This window comes from Stenotrophomonas sp. RS-48, assembly GCF_030053245.1.
Lineage (GTDB): Bacteria > Pseudomonadota > Gammaproteobacteria > Xanthomonadales > Xanthomonadaceae > Stenotrophomonas > Stenotrophomonas maltophilia_P.
The window spans coordinates 1-22,600 of the sequence record NZ_JASGBV010000061.1 but is presented as its reverse complement, the minus strand read 5'-3'; the positions used below and the strand labels follow the sequence as shown (position 1 = coordinate 22,600).

The window sequence follows — 22,600 nt, the reverse complement described above, 5'->3', positions numbered from 1 at the left end:
GGCCCGGCGCTACCGGCGCGTCATTTCGAGGGCTGGATGCGGACCCGCACTTCTTCCTGTTCCGGCGCGGGCTGCTGCGGTTGCGTCTGTGGGGCGGGGGCGGGTGCTGCGGGGGCCGGGCCACCGCGGTGGCGCAGGCCGATCACCAGCGCCACGCCAGCGATCACCACCAGCAGTGCGATGCGGATCCGCCAGGCCCAGGTGCGCCCGCCGCTGCCGGCATCCGGCGTGTCGCGGAACGCGAACTCGGCCGTGGGATGGTCGCGGCGGGTGGTATCGAGCAGGCGTGCATCGCGCAGGATGTCGCGCGCACGCGGCTGGTCGTCGGCGCGCACGATCCAGACCGCTGGATAGCCCTGCGTATTGCCCAGGTCGGTATAGCTGAACTGGCCGCGCCGCCGGGTCTTGTACGAACGACCATTGGTCACCTTCACTTCGATGCCATGGCTGCGCAGGAGCTCGGCCACGCCCTCGACGGTTTCCACACGCTGGCTGCTGAAGATCTGACGCATCGGATCAGTCCTTGGCCGGCACGGCGGCCGCTGCAGTCTGGTCGGGAACCACGCGGATCAGGCCCTCCTGTGCCGTGCTGGCCACCAGCACGCCATTGCGGGTGAAGAACTGGCCGCGGGCGAGGCCGCGCGAATCCTGCGCACTGGGGCTGTCCAGCGAATAGAGCAGCCAGTCGTCGGCGCGGAACGGGCGGTGGAACCAGATCGCGTGGTCGAGCGAGGCCATCTGCACGTGCGGATGGTAGTAGCTGATGCCGTGCGGGAAGGTCGCCGTGCCCAGCAGATGGAAGTCGGACGCGTAGGCCAGCAGCGCCTGGTGCAGCTCGGGGGCATCGCCGACCGGTTCGCTCAACCGCATCCAGACCTGGTGATAGGGCGGGCGCTTGGGCGGATTCAGTTCGTCGCGGGGATAGACGTGGCGGAACTCGAACGGGCCACCGCGCGAGAGCCAGCGCTGCACTTTGATCGGCAGCCGCTCCAGCACTTCGGCCGGCAACGGGCGGTTCGGCTCGATGTCTTCCGGTTGCGGCACTTCGGGCATCTTGTGCTGGTGCTCGGCACCGGTCTCCGCCTGCTGGAACGAGGCAGCACAGAAGAAGATCACCTTGCCATGCTGGATCGCGGTCACCCGGCGCACGGAGAAGCTGCCGCCATCGCGGGTGCGGTCCACGTCATAGACGATCGGATGGTCGATGTTGCCGGCCCGCAGGAAATACGCGTGCAGCGAATGCACATGGCGCCCGTTGTCGACCGTGGCCTGGGCGGCGGCCAGCGCCTGGCCCAGCACCTGCCCGCCGAACACGTACTTGGTGCCGATGTCGCGGCTTTGTCCGCGGAACAGGTTGTCCTCCAGCCGCTCCAGGGTGAGCAGGTCGATCAGCTCGGAGACGACGGGTTCGGGCGTGTCGTTCAAGGGGGCGGCCACAACAATGAAGAGGCCTTGATTATACCGGTCCGGGGTCGGATCCCTTTCGCATTGCAGAAGGGGGCTGACCCCAGAGCGCGGAGACCGTTACTTGCCCAGCCGCGCCACCAGCGCCTGCAGGGCATTCTGTGCGTCCGGGGCGAACCAGGCCTCTACGAACCGGTCCAGCTGGATCAGGTCCGGGTGCAGCGCTTCGTGCAGATCATTGCGGGCCACGGCGCGGGTCAGCAGCATCGGCTGCCGCGGCTGCCTGAGCAGGTTCTGCAGCCAGGCCACGGCGCGGGCGACCACCAGATCGCCCTCGGCCAGTTCGTCGACCAGGCCGATCTGCAGCGCCTGCTCGGCCGGCACCAGGGCACCGGTGGTGAGCAGCACCCCCGCGCGGTGCACGCCGACGGTACGGCGCAGCAGGCGCTGGATGCCTTCCGGTGCGATCAGGCCGACCTGCACCTCGTTCAGTCCGATGGCATACGGGCGTGCCGGGTCGGCGCTGCGCGCCATCACCCGGTAATCGCAGCACAGGGCGAGCACGCAACCGCCGGCAGGGGCGTGGCCGGTGATCGCGGCGACCACCGGGATGCGGCTCTCGGCCAGCGTACGTACCGCGCCGAAGAAGGCATTCCAGGTATCCAGCAGCTTGTGCTTGTCATCGCCGTGGGAGAGCAGGTGTGGCACGTCCATGCCGCCGGTGAACACGCGCTCGCTGCCGGACAGCACGATGCCGTGCGCATCGTCGGCCATGGCCTGCTCGACGGCGTGGATCAGCTGCCGGCACAGGTCGGTGTCCAGCGCATTGACCGGCGGCCGCGCCAGGCGCAGTTCGCGGATGGGACCATGGTTGATCACCTCGATGAGCGTCGTCATGCTGCGGTCTCGTTGCGAAGAAGGAACGTGGGCGATGATAACCAAACCATTCGTTGGCGTACTGTTGCTTCTGTGTGCGTCCGCAGCAGCGGCGGCGGAATCACGCTGTGTGACGGTGGAGCAGGGCTGGGTGCGCCTGCCGCCGAACCCGGCCATGCCGATGACGGCGGGTTACGGGACGATCGTGAACCGCTGCGCAGCGCCGGTAACGGTGGTGGGCGCGGGCAGCAGGGCCTTCGGCGACGTGTCACTGCACGAGACCACCGTGGTCGACGGTGTCAGCCGGATGCGCGAAGTCGAACGGCTGCCGATTGCAGCCGGGGCGCGCACCGAGCTCAAGCCCGGTGGCCTGCACCTGATGCTGATGGAAGGCGAGGGAGCTTTGAAGGAAGGGCAGGTCGTGCCGCTGCAGTTGCAGCTGGAGGGCGGTGGCACCGCCAGCGCAACGCTGACGGTACGCAAGGCCGCTCCATGATGCAGCGCCCGTTCCGCCGGGCATCAGGGTCGGACCGGCGTCGGTAGCGCCGGGCCATGCCCGGCGGGGTGGGGCCGACCCGGGCCGGCACCCACCCGCAGTGCATCAGCTCGATGCGCTGCGGATCGCGTCCGGCAGCGGCGCGCTTTTGCCGGTCTGGGTATCCATCCAGACCACCACCACGTTGCCATCGGAGTACAGCTTCGACTCGTCCTGCTGGTCGACGATGCGGTGACCGATGGTGACGCTGCTGTTGCCCAGTCGCTCGACGAACAGTTCGACCAGGATGTCGTTGGGCCACACGATCGGCAGCCGGTAGTTGACGTTGGTCGCGGCCACCACCGGCGCGATGCGGTCGGTCATCGACACGCCTTCCACGCCCAGCATCCAGCGCACGCGCGCTTCCTCCAGGTAGGAGATGTACTTGGCGTTGTTCACATGGCCCATGCTGTCCATGTCGCGCCAGCGCACGCTGATCGGGATGCGGGCCAGGATCTTGTGTTCGCTGCTCATCAGGCGTCCTTCTTCTTGGTCGTGCTCTTGCTGGCCTTGCCGGTGCTCTTGGCGGCCACGGCCTTCTTCGCCACCTTCTCCGGCTTCACCTTGCGCGGCGGCCGGGCGTCGGGCTTGTTGGCCACGGCGGCCGGCTGCTCCGGGCGCGCACTGGTGGACGGCAGCATGCGTGCCAGGAACTGCCCGGTGTACGACTGCGGGCAGGCGGCCACGTCTTCCGGCGTGCCGGTGACCAGGATGGTGCCACCCCGGTGGCCGCCTTCCGGCCCCAGGTCGACGATCCAGTCGGCGGTCTTGATCACATCGAGGTTGTGCTCGATCACCACCACCGTGTTGCCTTCGTCGCGCAGCTTGTGCAGCACGCCCAGCAGCGCTTCGATGTCGTGGAAGTGCAGGCCGGTGGTCGGTTCATCGAGGATGTACAGGGTGCGGCCGGTATCGCGGCGCGACAGCTCCTTGGACAGCTTCACGCGCTGCGCTTCACCACCGGACAGCGTGGTCGCGCTCTGTCCCAGCTTGATGTAGCTCAGGCCGACATCCACCAGCGTTTCCAGCTTGCGCGCGATCGACGGCACGGGCTCGAACAGCTTCAGCGCATCTTCGACGGTCATTTCCAGCACGTCGTTGATGTTGAAGCCCTTGTACAGGATCTCCAGCGTTTCGCGGTTGTAGCGCTTGCCGTGGCAGACATCGCAGGGCACATACACGTCCGGCAGGAAGTGCATCTCGACCTTGATCAGGCCATCACCCTGGCACGCCTCGCAGCGTCCGCCGCGCACGTTGAAGCTGAAACGACCCGGTGAATAACCACGCGCACGCGCTTCGGGCACCTGTGCGAACAGCTCGCGCAGCGGGGTGAACAGGCCGGTGTAGGTGGCCGGGTTCGAGCGCGGGGTGCGGCCGATCGGCGACTGGTCGATGTCCACGACCTTGTCGAACAGGTCCAGGCCATCGATCTCCTTGTACGGGGCGACCGGGTGCGAGGAGCCGTTGATCTCGTTGGCGGCCAGCGAGAACAGGGTGTCATTGATCAGCGTCGACTTGCCCGAGCCGGACACGCCGGTCACGCAGGTCAGCAGGCCCGAGGGAATCGACAGGTCCACCCCCTTCAGGTTGTTGCCGCTGGCGCCGCGCAGATGCAGGGTCATCTTCGGATTCGGCCGGTGCCGGCGCGCCGGGATCTCGATCGAGCGCTTGCCGGACAGGTACTGGCCCGTCAGCGAACGGGGCGCATCCAGGATGTCCTGCAGGGTGCCCTGGCCGACGATCTCGCCACCGTGCACGCCCGCGCCCGGGCCGATGTCCAGCACGTAGTCGGCCAGGCGGATCGCATCTTCGTCATGCTCGACCACGATCACCGTGTTGCCGAGGTCGCGCAGGCGGGTGAGGGTGCCCAGCAGGCGTTCGTTGTCGCGCTGGTGCAGGCCGATCGACGGCTCGTCGAGCACGTACATCACGCCGACCAGGCCGGCACCGATCTGGCTGGCCAGGCGGATGCGCTGTGCCTCGCCACCGGAGAGGGTATCGGCCTTGCGCTCCAGAGTGAGGTAGTCCAGGCCCACGTCGACCAGGAAGCCCAGGCGTTCGCCGATCTCCTTGACGATCTTTGAGGCGATCTCGCCGCGCCAGCCCGGCAGGCTCAGTTCGCTGAAGAACTTCAGGGCTTCGTCGATCGGCAGCACCACCAGGTCCGGCAGCGGCCGGTCGGCCACGAACACGTTGCGCGCAGCCTTGTTCAGGCGGGCACCGTTGCACTCGGGGCAGGCGCGCTCGCTGATGTACTTGCCGAGCTCCTCCTGCACGGCCGCCGACTCGGTTTCCTTGTAGCGGCGTTCCAGGTTGGGAATGATGCCCTCGAAGCGGTGCTTGCGCTGGGTGCGGCCGCCGGCTTCGGTGAAGTAGGTGAACGTGATCGCGTCCTCGCCGCTGCCATACAGCACGGCCTGCTGCACCTTGGCCGGCAGCGAGTTCCAGGCGGCATCGACGTCGAACTTGTAGTGACGTGCCAGCGAGGCGATCAGCTGGAAATAGTACGCATTGCGACGGTCCCAGCCACGTACTGCGCCGGCGGCCAGGGACAGCTCGGGATGCACGACCACGCGCGAGGGATCGAAGAATTCGGCCATGCCCAGGCCATCACAACCGGGGCAGGCGCCCATCGGCGCGTTGAACGAGAACAGGCGCGGTTCCAGCTCCGGCAGCGAGTAATCGCAGACCGGGCAGGAGTATTTGGAGGAGAACAGGGTCGGCGCGCTGGCGGTGTTGTCCAGGCTCTGCACCGAGGCCATGCCGTCGCCGAGTTTCAGCGCGGTCTCGAAGCTCTCGGCCAGGCGCTGCTTGATGTCCTCGCGCGGGCGGAAGCGGTCGATCACCGCCTCGATGGTGTGCTTCTGGCGCAGCGCCAGCGGCGGCACCGCGTCGATCTCATGCAGCTCGCCATCCACGCGCACGCGCACGAAGCCCTGTGCGCGCAGCTGGTCGAATACCTGCGCGTGTTCGCCCTTGCGATCGCGGATCACCGGGGCCAGCAGCATGTAGCGCTGTTCCGGGTCCAGCGTCAGCACCTGGTCGACCATCTGGCTGACCGTCTGCGCTTCCAGCGGATAGCCGTGGTCGGGGCAGCGCGGCGTGCCGACGCGGGCGTACAGCAGGCGCAGGTAGTCGTAGATCTCGGTGATCGTGCCGACCGTCGAGCGCGGGTTGTGCGACGTCGACTTCTGCTCGATCGAGATCGCCGGAGACAGGCCCTCGATGTGGTCCAGGTCCGGCTTCTCCATCACGCTCAGGAACTGCCGGGCGTAGGCCGACAGCGACTCGACGTAGCGACGCTGGCCTTCGGCGTAGATCGTGTCGAAAGCCAGCGACGACTTGCCCGAGCCGGACAGGCCGGTGATCACGATCAGCTTGTCGCGGGGCAGGTCGAGGTCGAGGTTCTTCAGGTTGTGCGTCCGCGCGCCGCGGATGCGGATGAAATCCATCGCCATGGGGAATCCGGTTGTGGGGGCGTTGGCTGGGTGCCGGGCCAGCAGGGAACGGCAATCGGTCAGCCTACCGAGGTGACCAGATGGGGGCAATGGGCGACAATGCCAGCCCGGTGTCTCACCTTCTGAGACAGGCCGACAGGTGGGGGTCAGATCCCTTTTCACAACGTGAAAAGGGATCTGACCCCGTTCCGGCCGGGCCTCCCAGGCCGTTCAGGGGTTGACTTGACCCGCGGCCGTTGATCTGCGTACAATTCCGCTCCTGTCCGCCCTCGATGGCGGCAGCTCAGACCACAATAACTACAGAGGAAGGCCTGGTCATGTACGCAGTACTGGTCACCGGCGGTAAGCAATACCGCGTGGCGCAGGGCGAAAAGCTCCGCGTTGAAAAGCTCGAAGTCGAAGTCGGCAGCGAGATCAAGTTCGACAACATCCTGATGCTGGGCGACAGCGATGGCGTGAAGCTGGGCGATGCGCTGAAGGGCGCCGCCGTCACCGCCAAGGTTCTGTCCCAGGGTCGTGCTGACAAGGTCCGGATCATCAAGTTCCGTCGCCGCAAGCACCACATGAAGCGCCAGGGTCACCGTCAGTACTACACCGAAATCGAGATCACCGGCATCGCCGGCTAAGCATCAGGAGAAGCAGTCATGGCACATAAAAAGGGCGTAGGCTCCTCGCGCAACGGTCGCGACTCCAACCCGAAGTACCTCGGCGTCAAGATCTTCGGCGGCCAGGCCATCGAAGCAGGCAACATCATCGTGCGCCAGCGCGGCACCCAGTTCCACCCGGGTTCCGGCGTCGGCCTGGGCCGTGACCACACCCTGTTCGCCCTCGTGGACGGCAAGGTGGAGTTCTCGGTCAAGGGTCCGAAGAAGCGTCGCACCGTCAGCATCGTCTCGGCCGAAGCCTGATCCAGGCATCCGCCGGCACCCGTGCCCCGGCATGGGAATGCTGCATGAAGAGCCCCGCTTCGGCGGGGCTTTTCGTTAGAGTAAAAGCAAGACCGGCTGCGCCGGGTTGCCCGCCATCGGCTGGCATTACATTCAAGGCGACGGCAGGTTGGCCGCGCCCATCGCAGGCATCGAAACAATGAAACTGGTAGACGAAGCAGAAATCGAAGTGTTCGCCGGCAACGGCGGCAACGGCTGCATTGGCTTCCGTCGCGAGAAGTTCATTCCGCTCGGCGGCCCGGACGGCGGCGACGGCGGTGCGGGCGGCAGCGTGTACATCCGCGCCGACGAAAACCTGAACACCCTGGTCGACTTCCGCCATGACCGCATCTTCAGGGCGCAGCGCGGCGAGAACGGCATGGGCCGGCAGGCCTACGGCAAGGGTGGCGAAGATCTGACCATCACCGTGCCGGTCGGCACCGTGGTCATCAACGTCGCCACCGATGAAATCATCGGCGACCTGACCCAGCACAACGACCGCCTGCTGGTGGCCAAGGGCGGCAGGGGCGGCCTGGGCAACATGCACTTCAAGAGCTCGACCAACCGTTCGCCGCGCCAGGCGCTGCCGGGCGAGCCGGGCGAAGAGCGCACGCTGAAGCTGGAACTGAAGCTGCTGGCCGACGTCGGCCTGCTGGGCTTCCCCAATGCCGGCAAGAGCACCCTGATCCGCGCTGTCTCGGCGGCGACGCCGAAGGTGGCCGACTACCCGTTCACCACGCTGTACCCGAATCTGGGCGTGGTGAAGGTCGAGAACTACCGCAGCTTCGTGATCGCCGACATTCCGGGCCTGATCGAGGGTGCGGCCGACGGTGCCGGCCTGGGCGCGCAGTTCCTGCGCCACCTGCAGCGCACCCGCCTGCTGCTGCACCTGGTGGACATCTCGCCGATGGAGGGTGGCGTGGAAGGCATCTCCCCGGTCGAGCAGGTGCGCGCGATCGAGCGCGAGCTGGAAAAGCACGATCCGGAACTGCTGCAAAAGCCGCGCTGGCTGGTGCTGAACAAGGCTGACCTGATGTTCGAGGACGAGGCCAAGGCGGCGGCCGAACAGATCGTGGCCGAGCTGGGCTGGAAGGAGCCCTGGTTCCTGGTTTCCGCCCTGGGGCGCGAAGGTACCTTCCCGATCATGAGCCGGATCATGGCCTTCTTCGATCGGCAGAAGGAAGAGGAGCTGGAGGCCCGCAACGCGCAGTAAGGGCGTTGTGGCTCCCGCCAGAAAAGCCCGGCTTCGGCCGGGTTTTTTTGTTGGTTGCGATGCAGGCAGCAGCCGAGCATGGGCTCGGCTCTACGGAAAACGGGGCAGGCGGCGGAGTGCAGGCAACAAAAAACCCGGCCGGAGCCGGGCTTTTGCGTGTCGCCGGGACGGCAGCCCCGGCGGCAACCGGATCAGGCGGCCTTGAGGGCCTTGATGCGGTCGTTCAGGCGGCTCTTGTGGCGAGCAGCCTTGTTCTTGTGGATCAGGCCACGCGCGCTGAAGCGATCCAGGATCGGCTGGGCAACGGCGAAGGCGGCTTCGGCGCCGGCGGCATCGTTGGCGTCCAGCGCCTTGATCACTTTCTTGACAGCGGTGCGCAGCATCGAGCGCTGAGCCACGTTGCGCGCGTTGCGCACGACGGTCTGCTTGGCGCGCTTCTTGGCGGACTTGATATTGGCCACGGTGGTGGTTTCCTGAAAAAATCGGTGTTATGGGAACAGCAAGCTGGCTAGTATGATGGCGCGGGAAATGTACGTCAAGTCGATTGTCAAGAGGGACGTTGAGTGAGTTCACCGAAGATGTTGCGGGGCCTGCTGTCGTTCAGCAGCATGACCATGGTCTCGCGGGTGCTCGGACTTGTCCGGGACCAGGTGATCACCACCACGTTCGGCACCAATGCGGTCACCGATGCGTTCTGGGTGGCGTTCAGGGTACCCAATTTCCTGCGCCGCCTGTTCGCCGAAGGCTCCTTCGCCACCGCCTTCGTGCCGGTGTTCACCGAGGTGAAGGAGACCCGCAGCCACACCGAACTGCGCGAACTGATGTCACGCGTGGCGGGCACCTTGGGCGGGACGCTGCTGGTGGTCACCGCGCTGGCGTTGATCTTCGCTCCCCAGCTGGCGGTGGCGTTCTCAAGTGGCGCTGATACCGACCCGGTCAAACAGACCCTGCTGGTCGATCTGTTCCGCCTGACCTTCCCGTTCCTGTTGTTCGTCTCGCTCACCGCGCTGGCCGGCGGGGCGCTGAACAGCTTCCAGCGCTTTGCGATGCCGGCGCTGACCCCGGTCATCCTCAACCTGTGCATGATCGCCGGCGCGCTGTGGTTGGCGCCGCAACTCGGCGGCACCCCGGAAAAGCAGATCCTGGCGCTGGGCTGGGCCGTGCTGGCGGCCGGTATCCTGCAGTTGCTGTTCCAGCTGCCCTCGCTCAAGGGCATCAATCTGCTGACCCTGCCGCGCTGGGGCTGGAACCACCCGGGTGTGCGCAAGGTGCTGACCCTGATGGTGCCGACCCTGTTCGGTTCCTCGGTGGCGCAGATCAACCTGCTGCTGGACACCCTGATCGCCGCCAAGCTGACGGACGGCTCGCAGTCCTGGCTGTCCCTGGCCGACCGCTTCCTGGAGTTGCCGCTGGGGGTGTTCGGCGTGGCCCTGGGCACGGTGATCCTGCCGGCGTTGGCCCGCCACCACGTCAGCACCGACCGCGAGGGCTTCTCGCGCTCGCTCGACTGGGGCCTGCGCATGACCCTGCTGATCTCGGTGCCGGCCATGCTGGGCCTGGTGCTGCTGGCTGAACCGCTGATCGCCACGCTGTTCCAGTACCGCCAGTTCACCGCCTTCGACACCCGCATGACCGCGCTGTCGGTGTATGGCCTGAGCTTCGGCCTGCCGGCCTTCGCCCTGTTGAAGGTGGTCCTGCCGGCCTTCTATGCCCGCCAGGATACCCGCACCCCGGTACGTGCCGGCGTGGCCGCGCTGGTGGCCAACATGGTGTTCAACTTCGTCCTGCTGGCCGTGCTGTATCAGGTGATGGTGCCGGACGCGCTGAAGGCGCAGGGTGTAATGACGGCCATCGGCAAGCAGCCCGGCCTGCATCTGGCGCTGGGCATTGCCAGTGCGTTGTCCAGTTACCTGAACCTGGGCCTGCTGTGGTACTGGCTGGGCAAGACCGATGTCTACCAGCGCCTGCCGGGCTGGGGCAGCTACCTCGTGCGGCTGCTGGTGGCGTGCGCGTGCATGGTCGGCGTGCTGCTGGCCCTGCTGTACTGGATGCCGGCCTTCACCGGGATGGACAAATGGCACCGGATCGGCGGCCTGATCCTGCTGGTGGGGGGCGGTGGCCTGACCTATCTGTTGGCGATGCTGGCCATGGGCTTCCGCCCGCGCGATCTGCGCGGGCATTGATCGTCGCCTGCGGCGGCTATACTTCAGGGTTACACCATTGAAGCGGCGGCCCCGGGTGGGCCGGAACGGGAGTTGATGAGCAGGCTGTTCAGAAGCGTCGAGGGCGGGGAGCTGCTCCCCAACGGAAGCGTGGTCTGCATCGGTGCATTCGACGGCCTCCATCTGGGGCATCGTGCACTGGTGCGGCATGCCGTTGCGCGCGCGCGCGCCTTGGGCGTGGCTGCGGTGGCCGTGGCGTTCGAACCGTTGCCCCGTGAGTTCTTCGCCCAGGGCACACCACCACCGCGCTTGACGCTGGCACGCAGCAAGGTCGAGATGCTGCGCGAGCTGGGGGTCGACGCGGTGGGGCTGCTGCGCTTCGATGCAGCGATGGCGGCGATGCCGGCCGAAACCTTCGTCCGCCAGCTGCTGGTGCGGCGACTGAATGCCCGCGAAGTGTGGATCGGGCCGGAGTTCTGCTTCGGCAACCGTCGCCGCGGTGATCTGGCCCTGCTGCAGAAGCTGGGTGGCGAGCTGGGCTTCAGCGCGGGCGAGATCGAGGCGGTCGACCTGCACGGCGAGCGCATTTCCAGTACCCGCATCCGCCAGCTGCTGCAGTCCGGCGATTTCGCCCGGGCCGGCGATCTGCTCGGTCGCCCCTACGCGATCAGCGGGCGCGTGGTGCGTGGTCGCCAGCTCGGCCGCACGCTGGGCTTCCCGACCGCCAACCTGCGTTTCCCCAAGACCCCGGCGTTGTCGGGCATCTACGCGACCTGGGTGCACGGTGTGTTCGACCAGCCCTGGCCGTCGGTGTCCAGCTTCGGCACGCGGCCGACGGTGGAGGGCGTGGAGCCGCTGCTGGAAGCCCACCTGTTCGATTTCCAGGGTGACCTGTACGGTCGCCACATCGACGTTGAATTCGTCGCCAAGCTGCGTGACGAAGAGAAGTTCAATGATCTGGCGGCACTGACCGACCAGATGCACCGCGACGCCGAGCAGGCGCGCGCCATCCTTTCCGAACATAGATTGCGAGCCACTGCGTGAGCCAGGACTACAAGACCACCCTGAACCTGCCAGCCACCGATTTCCCGATGCGCGGCGACCTGCCCAAGCGCGAGCCGGGCATTCTGGCGCGGTGGGAGGAGCAGGGGCTCTACCAGCAGTTGCGCGACAACGCCGCCGGCCGCCCGCTGTTCGTGCTGCACGACGGCCCGCCGTATGCCAACGGCCGCATCCACCTGGGCCACGCGGTCAACAAGATCCTGAAGGACATCATCGTCAAGTCGCGCTACCTGGCCGGTTTCGATGCGCCCTACGTGCCCGGCTGGGACTGCCACGGCCTGCCGATCGAGATCGCGGTGGAAAAGAAGTGGGGCAAGGTCGGCGTGAAGCTCGATGCGGTTGAATTCCGGCAGAAGTGCCGTGAGTTCGCCGAGGAGCAGATCGACATCCAGCGCGTGGACTTCAAGCGTCTGGGCGTGACCGGTGACTGGGACAACCCGTACAAGACCCTGAGCTTCGACTTCGAGGCCAACGAGATCCGCGCACTGGCCAAGGTGGTGGCCAATGGCCACCTGGTGCGGGGTGCCAAGCCGGTGTACTGGTGCTTCGACTGCGGTTCGGCGCTGGCCGAAGCCGAGATCGAATACCAGGAAAAGGAATCGCCGGCGATCGACGTGGCATACCCCGCGCGCGATCCGCAGGCCATCGGCCAGGCATTCGGCGTGAGCGTGCCGGCCGATGTGGACGTGGCGGTGCCGATCTGGACCACCACGCCGTGGACGCTGCCGGCGTCGCTGGCCGTGTCGCTGGGTGCGGACATCCGTTACGTGCTGGCCGAAGGTCCGGCGCACAACGGCAAGCGCCGCTGGCTGGTGCTTGCCGCTGCGCTGGCTGGACGTGCGCTGCAGCGCTACGGCGTCGAGGAGGTGGTACTGCACGGCGAAACCACGGGCGCTGCACTGGAAAACCAGCTGCTGTCGCATCCGTTCTATGCCGGGCGCGCGATCCCGCTGCTCAACGGCGACCATGTGTCCGACGAAGACGGTACCGGTGCGGTGCACACCGCTCCTGGACATGGCCAGGAAGACTACGTGGTCAGCCAGAAGTACGGCCTGCTCGACACGTACAACGCCGGCCAGGTGACGCCGATCGATGGCCGTGGCGTGTACCTGGAATCGACGCCGCCGGCCGGTGACGTGGTACTGGCCGGCCAGCACCTGTGGAAGGCGCAGGAGGCCATCATCGGCGTGCTGCGCGACAACGGCACGCTGCTGGCCTTCCACCCGATCCGCCACAGCTATCCGCACTGCTGGCGCCACAAGACGCCGGTGGTGTTCCGTGCCACCCCGCAGTGGTTCATCTCGATGGACAAGGCCAACCTGCGCAGCGATGCGCTGGCCGCGATCGACACCGTCGGCTGGTTCCCGGCCTGGGGCAAGGCGCGCATCCAGAGCATGGTCGATGGCCGTCCGGACTGGACGATCTCGCGCCAGCGCACCTGGGGCGTGCCGATCGCACTGTTCACCCATCGCCAGACCGGCGAGATCCACCCGCGCTCGGTGGAGCTGATGCAGCAGGTTGCCGACCGTGTCGAAGCCGAGGGCATCGACGTGTGGTACTCGCTGGATGCAACCGAACTGCTGGGCGCCGAAGCGGTCGACTACGAGAAGGTCACCGACATCCTCGACGTCTGGTTCGACTCGGGTGTCACCCATGAAGGCGTGCTGGCCGCGCGTGGCTTCGGCAAGCCGGCCGACCTGTACCTGGAAGGCTCGGACCAGCACCGCGGCTGGTTCCAGTCGTCGCTGCTGACCGGCGTGGCAATCGACAGGCGCGCGCCCTACAAGCAGTGCCTCACCCACGGTTTCACCGTGGACGAGCACGGTCGCAAGATGTCCAAGTCGCTGGGCAACGGCATCGAGCCGCAGGACATCATGAACAAGCTGGGCGCGGACATCCTGCGCCTGTGGATCGCCTCGGCCGACTACAGCAACGAGATGTCGCTGTCGCAGGAAATCCTCAAGCGCAATGCCGACGCCTACCGTCGCCTGCGCAACACCGCGCGCTTCCTGCTCGGCAACCTGGACGGTTTCGATCCGGCCCGGGACCTGCGCCCGCTCGACCAGATGGTCGCGCTGGACCGCTGGATCGTGCATCGCGCGTGGGAACTGCAGGAGAAGATCAAGGCGGCCTACGACGGCTACAACATGGCCGAGATCGTGCAGCTGCTGCTGAACTTCTGCAGCGTGGACCTGGGCTCGCTGTACCTGGACGTCACCAAGGACCGCCTGTACACGATGCCGACCGACTCGCACGGTCGCCGTTCGGCGCAGAGCGCGATGTATCACATCGCCGAGGCGTTCACCCGCTGGGTGGCACCGATCCTGACCTTCACCGCCGACGAGCTGTGGGGCTACCTGCCGGGCACGCGCACCGGCCACGTGCTGTTCACCACCTGGTACGAGGGCCTGGCGCCGCTGCCGGCGGATGCCCAGCTCAACGCTGCCGATTTCGACCAGCTGCTGGCCGTGCGCGAGCAGGTGGCCAAGGTGCTCGAGCCGATGCGTGCCAACGGCGCGATCGGTGCCGCCCTGGAGGCCGAGATCACCGTGGCCGCCAGCGAAGAGCAGGCGGCGCGCTGGCAGCCGCTGGCCGACGAACTGCGCTTCCTGTTCATCAGCGGTGACGTGCAGGTGCGTCCGGCAACCACCGACGAGGTGTTCGTCAGTGCCCAGCCGACCACCAAGGCCAAGTGTGTGCGCTGCTGGCATCACCGCGCCGACGTCGGCAGTCATGCCGATCACCCGGAACTGTGCGGCCGTTGCGTGAGCAACATCGACGGCGCTGGCGAAGTTCGGAGCTGGTTCTGATGAGCGCCGCCCGTCCGCATCCCAACGCTCTGGTCTGGCTGCTGCTGTCGGCGGCCATCATCGGCCTGGACCAGTGGTCCAAGGCCTGGGTCCTGTCGAGCCTGCCGGAGTTCCAGCCGGTGGTGGTCATCGATGGCTTCTGGAACTGGTATCGCACCTACAACACCGGTGCCGCATTCAGTTTCCTCAGCGACGCCGGTGGCTGGCAGAAGTATTTCTTCACGGCGCTGGCGATCGCCATCAGCGGCCTGATGGCATGGTGGCTGCGTGGCACCGCCCGTGGCAACTGGAAGGCCGCCGTTCCCTATGCGCTGATCATCGGCGGGGCGATCGGCAACGTGATCGACCGCCAGGTGCACGGTCATGTCGTCGATTTCATCCAGTGGTACGTTGGCAGCTATACCTGGCCGGCGTTCAACATCGCCGACTCGGCCATCGTGGTCGGTGCCATCGGCATCGCCCTGACCGGCCTGTTCGACGGCAGGTCCGCCAAAAAGGCGGATAATGCCACTCCGAAACCGTAAGCCGGCCGCTGCCGGGAGATTGAACTGATGGATGTGCTGCTCGCCAACCCGCGTGGTTTCTGTGCCGGTGTCGATCGTGCGATCGAGATCGTGAAGCGCGCGATCGAAACGCTCGGCGCGCCCATCTACGTCCGTCATGAGGTGGTGCACAACCGCTTCGTGGTCGATGATCTGAAGCAGCGCGGTGCGATCTTCGTCGAGGAACTGGACGAGGTGCCGGACAACAACACCGTCATCTTCAGTGCCCACGGTGTATCCCAGGCAGTGCGCCTGGAAGCGGAGCGTCGTGGCCTGAAGGTATTCGATGCTACCTGTCCGCTGGTCACCAAGGTCCACTTCGAAGTGGCGCGCCATTGCCGTGCGGGCCGCGACGTGGTGCTGATCGGCCACGCGGGCCATCCGGAAGTGGAAGGCACGATGGGGCAGTGGAACCAGGAAGCCGGTACCGGCCAGATCTACCTGGTGGAGGATGTGGAGCAGGTCGCCACGCTGCAGATCAACCAGCCCGAGAACTTCGCCTACACCACCCAGACCACGCTGTCCGTGGACGATACGCGCGGCATCATCGACGCCCTGCGCGAGCGCTTCCCGGCCATGCAGGGGCCGAAGAACGACGATATCTGCTACGCCACGCAGAACCGGCAGGACGCGGTACGTGACCTGGCCAAGCGCTGCGATCTGGTGCTGGTGGTCGGGTCCCCGAACAGCTCCAATTCCAACCGGCTGAGCGAGCTGGCACGGCGCGAAGGCGTCGAGAGCTACCTGATCGACGGCGCCCATGAGATCAACCCGGCCTGGGTGCAGGGCAAGCAGCACGTCGGCGTCACCGCCGGTGCGTCGGCACCGCAGGTGCTGGTTGATGGCGTGCTTGCGCGCCTGGCCGAGCTGGGCGCCGGCAGTGTGTCCGAGCTTGATGGCGAGCCGGAATCGATGGTGTTCGCGCTGCCGAAGGAACTGCGCCTGCGCCTGATCGACTGACCGGGAAAGGCCTCGTCCACGCACGGCGTGGATCTACTGAAACCGCTCTGGTGGGTGCAAACCAGCACAAGGTGGGTGCGAACCTTGGTTCGCACGCTCTTGGGCATGCGCGGATGGGCAGCCCGCCCATGACCTTTGGCCATGGGGCCGCGCACCACACAGGCCTAGCATCGGAGGATTCTCCGCTGTTGGAAGCCGCCCGATGAAGACCCGTGCCCTGGTGATGTCCGTGCTGTTCGCGCTGGCGGCCACACCCGCGCTGGCGCAGAGCCCGCCGCCGGCCGATGCCGCTGCGCACGGCCTGCTGCGCATCGACGTGGACGCGCGCGATCTGGCCCGGCGCATCTTCAAGGTGACCGCCACCGTGCCGGCAAAACCCGGCCCGATGACCCTGCTGTACCCGCAGTGGATTCCCGGCAACCATTCGCCCACCGGCCCGATCGACAAGCTCGCTGGCCTGCGCGTCACGGCCAATGGCAGGCCGCTGGCCTGGCAGCGGGACCAGTACAACGTCTATGCGTTCAAGGTCGATGTGCCGGAGGGCGTCAGCGAGATCGTGGCGCAGTTCGATTTCCTGTCCTCGCAGGGCGGCAACCAGGGCCGCGTGGTGATGACGCCGGAAATGCTCAACCTGCAGTGGAACGCCAATGCGCTGTATCCGGCCGGGATCGATGCCCGCCATCTGCAGGCCCAGGCCAGCGTGACCCTGCCGAAGGGCTGGAGCTACGCCACCGCGCTCGAAACAGTCCGGCGCGACGGTGACACGGTGGTGTTCAAGCCGATCACTTTCGACCATCTGGTCGATTCGCCGCTGTTCGCCGGTGAGCATTACCAGCGCATCGATCTGGACCCGGGCGCCAAGGCGCCGGTGCACCTGAACGTGTTCGCCGATGAAGCGAAGTCGCTGAAGCCGACCGAGGCACAGATCAAGGCGCACCGCGCCCTGGTGCAGCAGGCTGACCGCTTGTACGGCGCGCGCCACTACGACCATTACGAGTTCCTGCTGGCATTGACCGACCGTCTGGGCGGCATCGGGCTGGAGCATCATCGCTCCAGCGAGAACAGCGCTGCGCCGGGCTACTTCACCGAGTGGGATGACTCGGCATGGATGCGTGACCTGCTGCCGCACGAGTACACGCATTCCTGGAACGGCAAGTATCGCCGTGGCGCGGACCTGGCAACCGACAACTTCAACGTTCCGATGGGTGACAGCCTGCTGTGGGTGTACGAAGGCCAGACCCAGTTCTGGGGCCAGGTGCTGGCCGCCCGCTCGGGGTTGTGGTCCACCGATCAGGCGCGCGACATGCTGGCCAATGTTGCGGCGACCTATGATCGCGGTCGCCCGGGACTGGCCTGGCGGCCACTGCAGGACACCACCAACGACCCGACCATCGCCCAGCGGCGCACACTGCCGTATCGCAATTACCAGATGAGCGAGGACTACTACTCCGGCGGCCAGATGCTGTGGCTGGAAGTGGAGGGCAGGCTGCGCGCGCTGACCGGAAACCGGCGCAGCCTGGATGATTTTGCCCGTGCCTTCTTTGGCGTAGGCAACGGTGACTGGGACGTCAATCCGTATACGTTCGACGACGTGGTGGCGACCTTGAACGCCATTGCTCCGTACGACTGGGCCGGCTTCCTGCGGCAGCGCCTGGACGGCCACGGGTCGCTGACCGGCGGTCTGGAACTGGCCGGCTGGAAGCTGGTCTACCGCGACGCGCCGAACGATGCCTACAAGGCACAGGAAAAACGCGCCAAGGCGGCGCTGCTGGCGTACTCGCTCGGTGCGACGGTGATGGACAGCGGTGTGGTCGGCGACGTGATCTGGGACAGTCCCGCCTTCAACGCAGGCCTGGCGCCGGGCATGAAGGTGATCGCCATCGGTGACCGCGAGTACAGCAGCGAGCGGTTGAAGGACGCGGTTGCCGTCGCCGCCACCAACAAGGCGCCGATCACGCTGCTGGTCAAGCAGTTCGACCGCATCGAGCCGATCCGGATCGACTATCACGGTGGCCTGCAGTATCCGGTGCTGGAGCGCATTCCCGGCCGCCCGGATCAGCTGGCCGAGCTGTGGAAGCCGCGATGAGACCACGCCTGGGCGGCGGTGCGATCCTGCTGCTGGCGGTGCTGGCCATCGTCGGTGCATTCCTGCCCGGCGAAGGCCGCTGGCTGCACTGGCTGGCAAAGCCGGCAGCGACCCTGCTGATCGCGGCGATGGTATGGCAGGTGCGTCCTGCTGGATCGCCATCGTACCGGCGCGCGGTGCTGGCGGGCATGCTGCTCTCGTGCGCAGGCGACATCGCGCTCATGCTGCCGATGGATGCCTTCGTCCCCGGCCTGCTGGCGTTCCTGCTGGCCCACCTCTGCTACATCGTCGCCTTCCGCGATGGTCTGCGCGCGGGTCGCGGCCTGGTCGCCGCAGGGGGACTTCTGGGTGTGTTCGCCGCGCTCAACGTGTCCGGTCTATGGCCGCATCTGCCGGCGCCGATGCGCATCCCTGTGCTGGCCTATGTGGTGGTACTGGCGTGCATGGCGATCCTGGCGCTGGCGCGGCAGTGGACCCGCCAGCGACCGGACGCTGTCGAAGCGGGCAGTGCGCGCTGGGCAGCGGCCGGCGCCCTGCTGTTCGTCGCCAGCGATTCACTGCTGGCCTGGGACCGCTTCGCCGGTGGCCTGCCGCTGGCAAGCCTGCTGGTGCTGTCGACCTACTACGCGGCGCAGTACGCGATCGCACGATCGGTGCGCTAGCTACTCGCAACCCTGCGTCGTTATGATTTCCTGATGGATAGGGAAATCAGCGCGCTGGCTGCGATCATCGACATCATCCGGGCGGAGTGGTCACATCCTCGGATCGCGACGCATCAGCATGGAAATTGCCCGTTCCTGCTTCGATCCTCCTTTGTACGACGCAGTGCTGCAGCGCCAGAAGATCATCAATTACAGGGCTGTCCAGCGCAGTTGCTCGCCTTCTGGAGACTGTACGCATCGGCGGAATTGTTCAAGGACGATCAATTCGGTCAATGGGGCGTTGAGATGCTCAGTGCAGAAGAGGCGCAGGTTCAGACGGCCTGTCTCGCTAGTTTGCGACCAGTCGATATGCGGGATGGCGATGTCGTATTTGGCCGCTTTTATGGTGATGCAGATCTACTCGTGATGGATGCCTTTGGCGCTGTGCTGGTTTGTCTGCCATTGGACGAGCGAGAAGACTGGCCCGAAGTAGCGGGTTCGCTCGCAGGATTTCTGCTGTTGCTGCTTGACAATCAAGGCGCCAAGTACTGGGAGATCTAACTCGATGGGTGTGCCGCATTGGTCGCCTGCGCGGTCAGCGAAAGGCTGACCAGCAAAGGCGGTGCTGGGTAGAGTACCCGTGAGGGGCAGCTTCATGCACTTTGGAGATGCACGTTGTGGCAGTTCCAGGGCAGCCTCATTAATCTTGCTTCCATGCCCGCGTCGCGATACTTGAACTCTCCCGGCTATGCTGCGCGGTGGCCGTCAAAAGCGCCGATCACAATGTGCCGATGGGACGGGCATGGGAGGAGCGTGGGAGGTGAAGCGACGAGGATCAGGAGCGCGCTTCAGAGCCAGAGACGGGTTTTCATAGACCGGTAGAGATCGAAGGAACTGGGCGCGCAGGCTACTACCCTCAACGGAACTGCAGGGTCAGCAGGAAATAGCGGCCCAGCGGATCATCCAAACCCGGCAACTGTCCGCCGTTGCCGACCAGATAGTTCACCGGCTGCCGGTCAAGCACGTTGTGCACGTCCAGCGCGGCGATCACCCGCGGCCCCAACCTGCGCGCCATGTGCAGGTTCCAGCGCAGCTGCCGTGGATTCATGCAATGGTTCATCTCGCGCTGGTCATCGGGGCATTCCGCACCGGGCAGCCAGGCGCGCGTGCGTCCCACCTGGTTGCCGCGCAATGCCACGTCCCATGCCGTGTTCTGCCATTGCACGGTGAGGATCGCGGCCATTGCCGGCGTGGCATGGCCGCGAAGATCCACGCTGCCATCCTGCCCTCGTTCGCGGCGCAGCGCCTGTTGTTTCAGCGCGTCCAGTGAGAAAAGCCACTGGCCGGTGTCATCGGTGTCGACGCGGTACTCGCCGCGCATCACCCAGTTGCGCGACGTCGTGCGGCCGATGTTGTCGAAGGACAGGCGAAGACTGCTCAGCCGCCCTTCGTCATCCAGCTCCCACGTGCTGCGGTTCCATGCCGCGTCGGTGGGCCGCAGGGCAAGGATCTCGTTGCGCAGCTCGACGATGTTGTGGGTCAGTGACAGCGAGAACACGTCGTTGGGCGTCCACGTGGCTGCCAGCGAATGGCTGCGTGAACGCTCCGCCTTCAGCGCGTCGTTCTCGGCGACCTGCACGTTGACCAGGCAGCTGCCGTCGATCGCGGGCTGTGCGCAGGGCGGCAGGCCCGGCGAGGCCGGCAGCGCGACCAGGCCGAAGTAGCCAGGGGGGCGTCGCTGCTCGAACAGGCTGGGCGCACGGTAGCCTTGTCCGCTGGTCAGCAGGAACGACCAGTGGGGCGTTGGACTCCAGCGCAGTCCCGCGCGTGGCGAGAACGCTAGGTAATCGCCATCGCGGTCCCAGCGTGCGGCCACGTCCATGCGCAGCGAGCGGCTGAGCGGCAGGCCGACCTCGGCATAGGTGGCTCCGCTGCGACGTGACAGGCGTCGCTGCTGCTGGGGCAGGCCCAGTGCCAGATCGCCCTGGATCAACAACGGATCGGGTAACGAGGCCCATGCTTCGTAGCGCAGATCGACGCCGGTGGCCAGCTGGGCCGGCCCTCCGGGCAACTGCATCAGTTGCCGCTGCATGCCCCACCAGCCCTGCCACTGGTCAGTGCGTCCACGATTGCGGATCGAGGGGAACAGCTGTTGCGCTTTGTCCGCACGCAGCGAGGTGAAGCCGGGAAGGTAGTCCAGTGACTCGGCGGCGTGCAGCAGCGGTTCGGTGCGCACGGTGCCCGGCGTGACCAGGGTGACCTGGCTGCGTTGCGCGCTGATGCCCGCATCCCAGCTGCGTGACTGCTGCTCGCGACCGATACCCAGGGTGATGTCGGCATCGCTGGCGCGCACGTGCGGGCGCACGCTTCCGGCCTCGCGCAGGACACTGTTGAACGTGATGCCGTACAGGCCGATGGCAACGGCGGTCGGCCCCAGATCGAAACGCTGACGATTGTGACTGCCACGTGCTTCCAGATAGGCGTAGCGTCCCTCGCCACGCTCGTGCCGGTAACGCAGGTAGGCCGAGGCAGTATCCGACGCGGGCTGCAGCGAGCGCGGCCGCGCGCTGTCGAACCAGCAGCCATCCTCACGCTGTATCAAGGGACCTTCGCAGAGTTCTGCGGGGATGTACGCGCCGTCGTAGAACGCGCCGATCGGATACAACGACGTCTCCGCATGCCACGCACGGCGATCGCCGGCCACGTGCTCGATGCGATGCAGGTCCAGGCCGGCGAACCAGCGGTCCCCACCTTCGCGTACGCCGCCGTTGGCGATCTGCAGGCGATTCTGCTGCGCGTCGCCGCGGCTGCTGATGCCCGATTGCACCGTCGCCTCCGGGCCTTCGGCCTGTTCGCGCAGGATGATGTTGACCACGCCGGACATCGCGTCGGCACCATAGATGGCCGACGCGCCTCCGCGCACCAGCTCGATGCGTTCGATGAAACTCAGGGGAATGCCGCCCAGATCGGTGAGCCCGCCCTGTTCCAGCGACACCATCGGATAGCGTGGCAACCGCCGGCCGTTGACCAGGAACAGGGTCGCACGCGGCCCCATGCCATCCAGGCTGGTGGTGGCTGCAGCGCCCACCGGCAGATACTGCGAATCGCCGCCGCGCGACGTGGTCATCGCCGGGTGGCCGTTCATGCCGGGAAGGTGTCGCAACAGGTCGAACAGGCTGCCGTAACCACTGCGCAGGATGTCTTCGCGATCGATGATCGTCATCGGCAGCGTCGTCTGCACGGAGGTGCGCGGCAGGCGGCTGCCGGTGACGTGTACCGGTGCCAGTTCCACCTGCGCGGGGGCCAGTGCGACGGGCGGCGGCGGCTTGGGCGACGTCACGGTCGGGGCACGTGCAGGGGGCGCGGCAGAAGCAGCGACGCGGCGGATGACGAACGCCCCCGAGGGTGTGCGCAGGATGTTCACCGGCATCCCGGAGACCAGCTGCTTGAGAGCGATCGCCGGTGCCTGTCGGCCGTCGGCGCCGGGGGTGTGCAGGCCCGTCAGCTCGCGGGCGTCGAATACCAGGGCGATGCCGCTCTGGCGTGCCCATTGCTGCAGTGCCGGTGCCAGCGGGCCGGGTGCGATGTGGTAGTCGACATTGGCGGGTTGCTGGCCGGCGTGGGCCGGCGCGGCGCTGGCAGCGCCGAACATGACCCACAGCAGCCCCCGGAGCAGCCCCCACTGCAGCGCGCCCGGTCCTGCCATCACCGCCTTTCTCCTCAGTAGGTACGCCGCAGTTCCAGCGCGCCATCCGGGCGCGCCTGGCCGGCAACGGACCATCCCAGCTCCAGTGCAGACAGCAGTTCCTCTGCGTCGCCTGCACGGAAGGTGCCGCTGACCGCGAGACTGGCGATCTCCGGATCGGCGATCACCATCTGCGTGCGGCCGTAGCGGTTCATGCGTTCGACCACGGTCGCCAGGGGA

The 22,600-nt window shown here is 66.5% G+C and carries 19 protein-coding genes and 1 pseudogene; 12 read left to right on the top strand and 8 right to left on the bottom strand.

The window, feature by feature from the left end; genetic code table 11:
* Positions 1 to 20 precede the first annotated feature (20 nt).
* From QMZ25_RS12040 to QMZ25_RS12030, 3 genes are all read right to left on the bottom strand, one after another.
* Positions 21 to 512 carry a pathogenicity-like protein gene (locus tag QMZ25_RS12040; RefSeq protein ID WP_283219690.1) on the bottom strand — a complete coding sequence of 164 codons (492 nt, stop codon included), beginning with the start codon at positions 510 to 512 and terminating at the stop codon, positions 21 to 23.
* Between the two features lie 4 nt (positions 513 to 516).
* Positions 517 to 1,425: an acyl-CoA thioesterase II gene (gene tesB, locus QMZ25_RS12035; RefSeq protein ID WP_065174609.1), complete on the bottom strand. Its 909-nt coding sequence runs from the start codon at positions 1,423 to 1,425 to the stop codon at positions 517 to 519.
* A gap of 99 nt (positions 1,426 to 1,524) precedes the next feature.
* On the bottom strand, positions 1,525 to 2,301 hold the full coding sequence (locus QMZ25_RS12030) for an enoyl-CoA hydratase/isomerase family protein (protein ID WP_053516135.1): 777 nt from the start codon (positions 2,299 to 2,301) through the stop codon (positions 1,525 to 1,527).
* Between the two features lie 34 nt (positions 2,302 to 2,335).
* Between QMZ25_RS12030 and QMZ25_RS12025 the strand changes: the two genes are divergently transcribed.
* Positions 2,336 to 2,776 (top strand): copper chaperone PCu(A)C, encoded by a 441-nt coding sequence (locus QMZ25_RS12025; RefSeq protein WP_053516133.1) that lies wholly within the window; start codon positions 2,336 to 2,338, stop codon positions 2,774 to 2,776.
* A 105-nt stretch (positions 2,777 to 2,881) separates the two neighbouring features.
* On the opposite strand, the gene QMZ25_RS12020 is transcribed toward QMZ25_RS12025, so the two are convergent.
* Both QMZ25_RS12020 and uvrA read right to left on the bottom strand, forming a co-directional pair.
* Positions 2,882 to 3,289, bottom strand: coding sequence for a thioesterase family protein (locus QMZ25_RS12020; protein WP_053516131.1), 408 nt, complete (start codon positions 3,287 to 3,289; stop codon positions 2,882 to 2,884).
* A complete protein-coding gene (uvrA, locus tag QMZ25_RS12015; protein WP_053516129.1) occupies positions 3,289 to 6,273 on the bottom strand; it encodes an excinuclease ABC subunit UvrA in 2,985 nt (994 codons plus the stop codon). Before uvrA ends, QMZ25_RS12020 begins: the two co-directional genes overlap by 1 nt.
* Before the next feature lie 317 nt (positions 6,274 to 6,590).
* Here uvrA and rplU point away from each other — a divergent pair, with 317 nt between their 5' ends.
* From rplU to cgtA, 3 genes are all read left to right on the top strand, one after another.
* Positions 6,591 to 6,899, top strand: a complete 309-nt coding sequence (rplU, locus tag QMZ25_RS12010) for a 50S ribosomal protein L21 (protein ID WP_006424709.1) — start codon at positions 6,591 to 6,593, stop codon at positions 6,897 to 6,899.
* Between the two features lie 18 nt (positions 6,900 to 6,917).
* Positions 6,918 to 7,181: a 50S ribosomal protein L27 gene (gene rpmA, locus QMZ25_RS12005; protein WP_053516127.1), complete on the top strand. Its 264-nt coding sequence runs from the start codon at positions 6,918 to 6,920 to the stop codon at positions 7,179 to 7,181.
* A gap of 178 nt (positions 7,182 to 7,359) precedes the next feature.
* Complete coding sequence (gene cgtA / locus QMZ25_RS12000; protein WP_065181115.1) at positions 7,360 to 8,412, top strand: Obg family GTPase CgtA; 1,053 nt, start codon at positions 7,360 to 7,362, stop codon at positions 8,410 to 8,412.
* A 191-nt stretch (positions 8,413 to 8,603) separates the two neighbouring features.
* Here cgtA and rpsT read toward each other — a convergent pair whose 3' ends face one another.
* Positions 8,604 to 8,873: a 30S ribosomal protein S20 gene (gene rpsT, locus QMZ25_RS11995; protein WP_005408560.1), complete on the bottom strand. Its 270-nt coding sequence runs from the start codon at positions 8,871 to 8,873 to the stop codon at positions 8,604 to 8,606.
* 117 nt (positions 8,874 to 8,990) lie between these two features.
* On the opposite strand from rpsT, the gene murJ reads away from it, so the two are divergent.
* The 8 genes from murJ (at position 8,991) to QMZ25_RS11955 (ending at position 19,236) form a co-directional block, all read left to right on the top strand.
* Positions 8,991 to 10,595, top strand: a complete 1,605-nt coding sequence (murJ, locus tag QMZ25_RS11990; RefSeq protein WP_053516124.1) for a murein biosynthesis integral membrane protein MurJ — start codon at positions 8,991 to 8,993, stop codon at positions 10,593 to 10,595.
* 75 nt (positions 10,596 to 10,670) lie between these two features.
* Positions 10,671 to 11,618 (top strand): bifunctional riboflavin kinase/FAD synthetase, encoded by a 948-nt coding sequence (locus QMZ25_RS11985; protein WP_197600837.1) that lies wholly within the window; start codon positions 10,671 to 10,673, stop codon positions 11,616 to 11,618.
* Positions 11,615 to 14,446 carry an isoleucine--tRNA ligase gene (ileS, locus tag QMZ25_RS11980; RefSeq protein ID WP_263177812.1) on the top strand — a complete coding sequence of 944 codons (2,832 nt, stop codon included), beginning with the start codon at positions 11,615 to 11,617 and terminating at the stop codon, positions 14,444 to 14,446. The genes QMZ25_RS11985 and ileS overlap by 4 nt, the downstream gene beginning before the upstream one ends.
* Positions 14,446 to 14,970, top strand: coding sequence for a signal peptidase II (gene lspA / locus QMZ25_RS11975; RefSeq protein ID WP_065174616.1), 525 nt, complete (start codon positions 14,446 to 14,448; stop codon positions 14,968 to 14,970). Before ileS ends, lspA begins: the two co-directional genes overlap by 1 nt.
* Before the next feature lie 27 nt (positions 14,971 to 14,997).
* Positions 14,998 to 15,948: a 4-hydroxy-3-methylbut-2-enyl diphosphate reductase gene (gene ispH / locus QMZ25_RS11970; protein WP_065174617.1), complete on the top strand. Its 951-nt coding sequence runs from the start codon at positions 14,998 to 15,000 to the stop codon at positions 15,946 to 15,948.
* A 202-nt stretch (positions 15,949 to 16,150) separates the two neighbouring features.
* Positions 16,151 to 18,034, top strand: a complete 1,884-nt coding sequence (locus tag QMZ25_RS11965; protein WP_283219689.1) for a peptidase M61 — start codon at positions 16,151 to 16,153, stop codon at positions 18,032 to 18,034.
* The gene (locus QMZ25_RS11960; protein WP_283219688.1) at positions 18,031 to 18,696 is read left to right on the top strand and encodes a lysoplasmalogenase; all 666 of its coding nucleotides are present in this window, start codon (positions 18,031 to 18,033) and stop codon (positions 18,694 to 18,696) included. The genes QMZ25_RS11965 and QMZ25_RS11960 overlap by 4 nt, the downstream gene beginning before the upstream one ends.
* A gap of 33 nt (positions 18,697 to 18,729) precedes the next feature.
* Entirely contained in the window at positions 18,730 to 19,236 is a 507-nt protein-coding gene (locus QMZ25_RS11955; protein ID WP_164150719.1) for a hypothetical protein, read from the top strand.
* Positions 19,237 to 19,591: 355 nt separating this feature from the next.
* Here QMZ25_RS11955 and QMZ25_RS11950 read toward each other — a convergent pair whose 3' ends face one another.
* Complete coding sequence (locus QMZ25_RS11950) at positions 19,592 to 22,381, bottom strand: TonB-dependent receptor (RefSeq protein WP_283219687.1); 2,790 nt, start codon at positions 22,379 to 22,381, stop codon at positions 19,592 to 19,594.
* Between the two features lie 14 nt (positions 22,382 to 22,395).
* A pseudogene (locus QMZ25_RS11945) lies at positions 22,396 to 22,600 on the bottom strand (hypothetical protein); the annotation flags it as partial.

Bases quoted from the DNA above. Each gene is read 5' to 3' on its own strand.
- QMZ25_RS12040 (WP_283219690.1), bottom strand. From the start codon at position 512: ATGCGTCAGATCTTCAGCAGCCAGCGTGTGGAAACCGTCGAGGGCGTG.
- QMZ25_RS12030 (WP_053516135.1), bottom strand. From the start codon at position 2,301: ATGACGACGCTCATCGAGGTGATCAACCATGGTCCCATCCGCGAACTG.
- QMZ25_RS12025 (WP_053516133.1), top strand. From the start codon at position 2,336: ATGATAACCAAACCATTCGTTGGCGTACTGTTGCTTCTGTGTGCGTCC.
- QMZ25_RS12020 (WP_053516131.1), bottom strand. From the start codon at position 3,289: ATGAGCAGCGAACACAAGATCCTGGCCCGCATCCCGATCAGCGTGCGC.
- uvrA (WP_053516129.1), bottom strand. From the start codon at position 6,273: ATGGCGATGGATTTCATCCGCATCCGCGGCGCGCGGACGCACAACCTG.
- rplU (WP_006424709.1), top strand. From the start codon at position 6,591: ATGTACGCAGTACTGGTCACCGGCGGTAAGCAATACCGCGTGGCGCAG.
- rpmA (WP_053516127.1), top strand. From the start codon at position 6,918: ATGGCACATAAAAAGGGCGTAGGCTCCTCGCGCAACGGTCGCGACTCC.
- cgtA (WP_065181115.1), top strand. From the start codon at position 7,360: ATGAAACTGGTAGACGAAGCAGAAATCGAAGTGTTCGCCGGCAACGGC.
- murJ (WP_053516124.1), top strand. From the start codon at position 8,991: ATGTTGCGGGGCCTGCTGTCGTTCAGCAGCATGACCATGGTCTCGCGG.
- QMZ25_RS11985 (WP_197600837.1), top strand. From the start codon at position 10,671: ATGAGCAGGCTGTTCAGAAGCGTCGAGGGCGGGGAGCTGCTCCCCAAC.
- lspA (WP_065174616.1), top strand. From the start codon at position 14,446: ATGAGCGCCGCCCGTCCGCATCCCAACGCTCTGGTCTGGCTGCTGCTG.
- ispH (WP_065174617.1), top strand. From the start codon at position 14,998: ATGGATGTGCTGCTCGCCAACCCGCGTGGTTTCTGTGCCGGTGTCGAT.
- QMZ25_RS11965 (WP_283219689.1), top strand. From the start codon at position 16,151: ATGAAGACCCGTGCCCTGGTGATGTCCGTGCTGTTCGCGCTGGCGGCC.
- QMZ25_RS11960 (WP_283219688.1), top strand. From the start codon at position 18,031: ATGAGACCACGCCTGGGCGGCGGTGCGATCCTGCTGCTGGCGGTGCTG.
- QMZ25_RS11955 (WP_164150719.1), top strand. From the start codon at position 18,730: ATGGATAGGGAAATCAGCGCGCTGGCTGCGATCATCGACATCATCCGG.
- QMZ25_RS11950 (WP_283219687.1), bottom strand. From the start codon at position 22,381: ATGGCAGGACCGGGCGCGCTGCAGTGGGGGCTGCTCCGGGGGCTGCTG.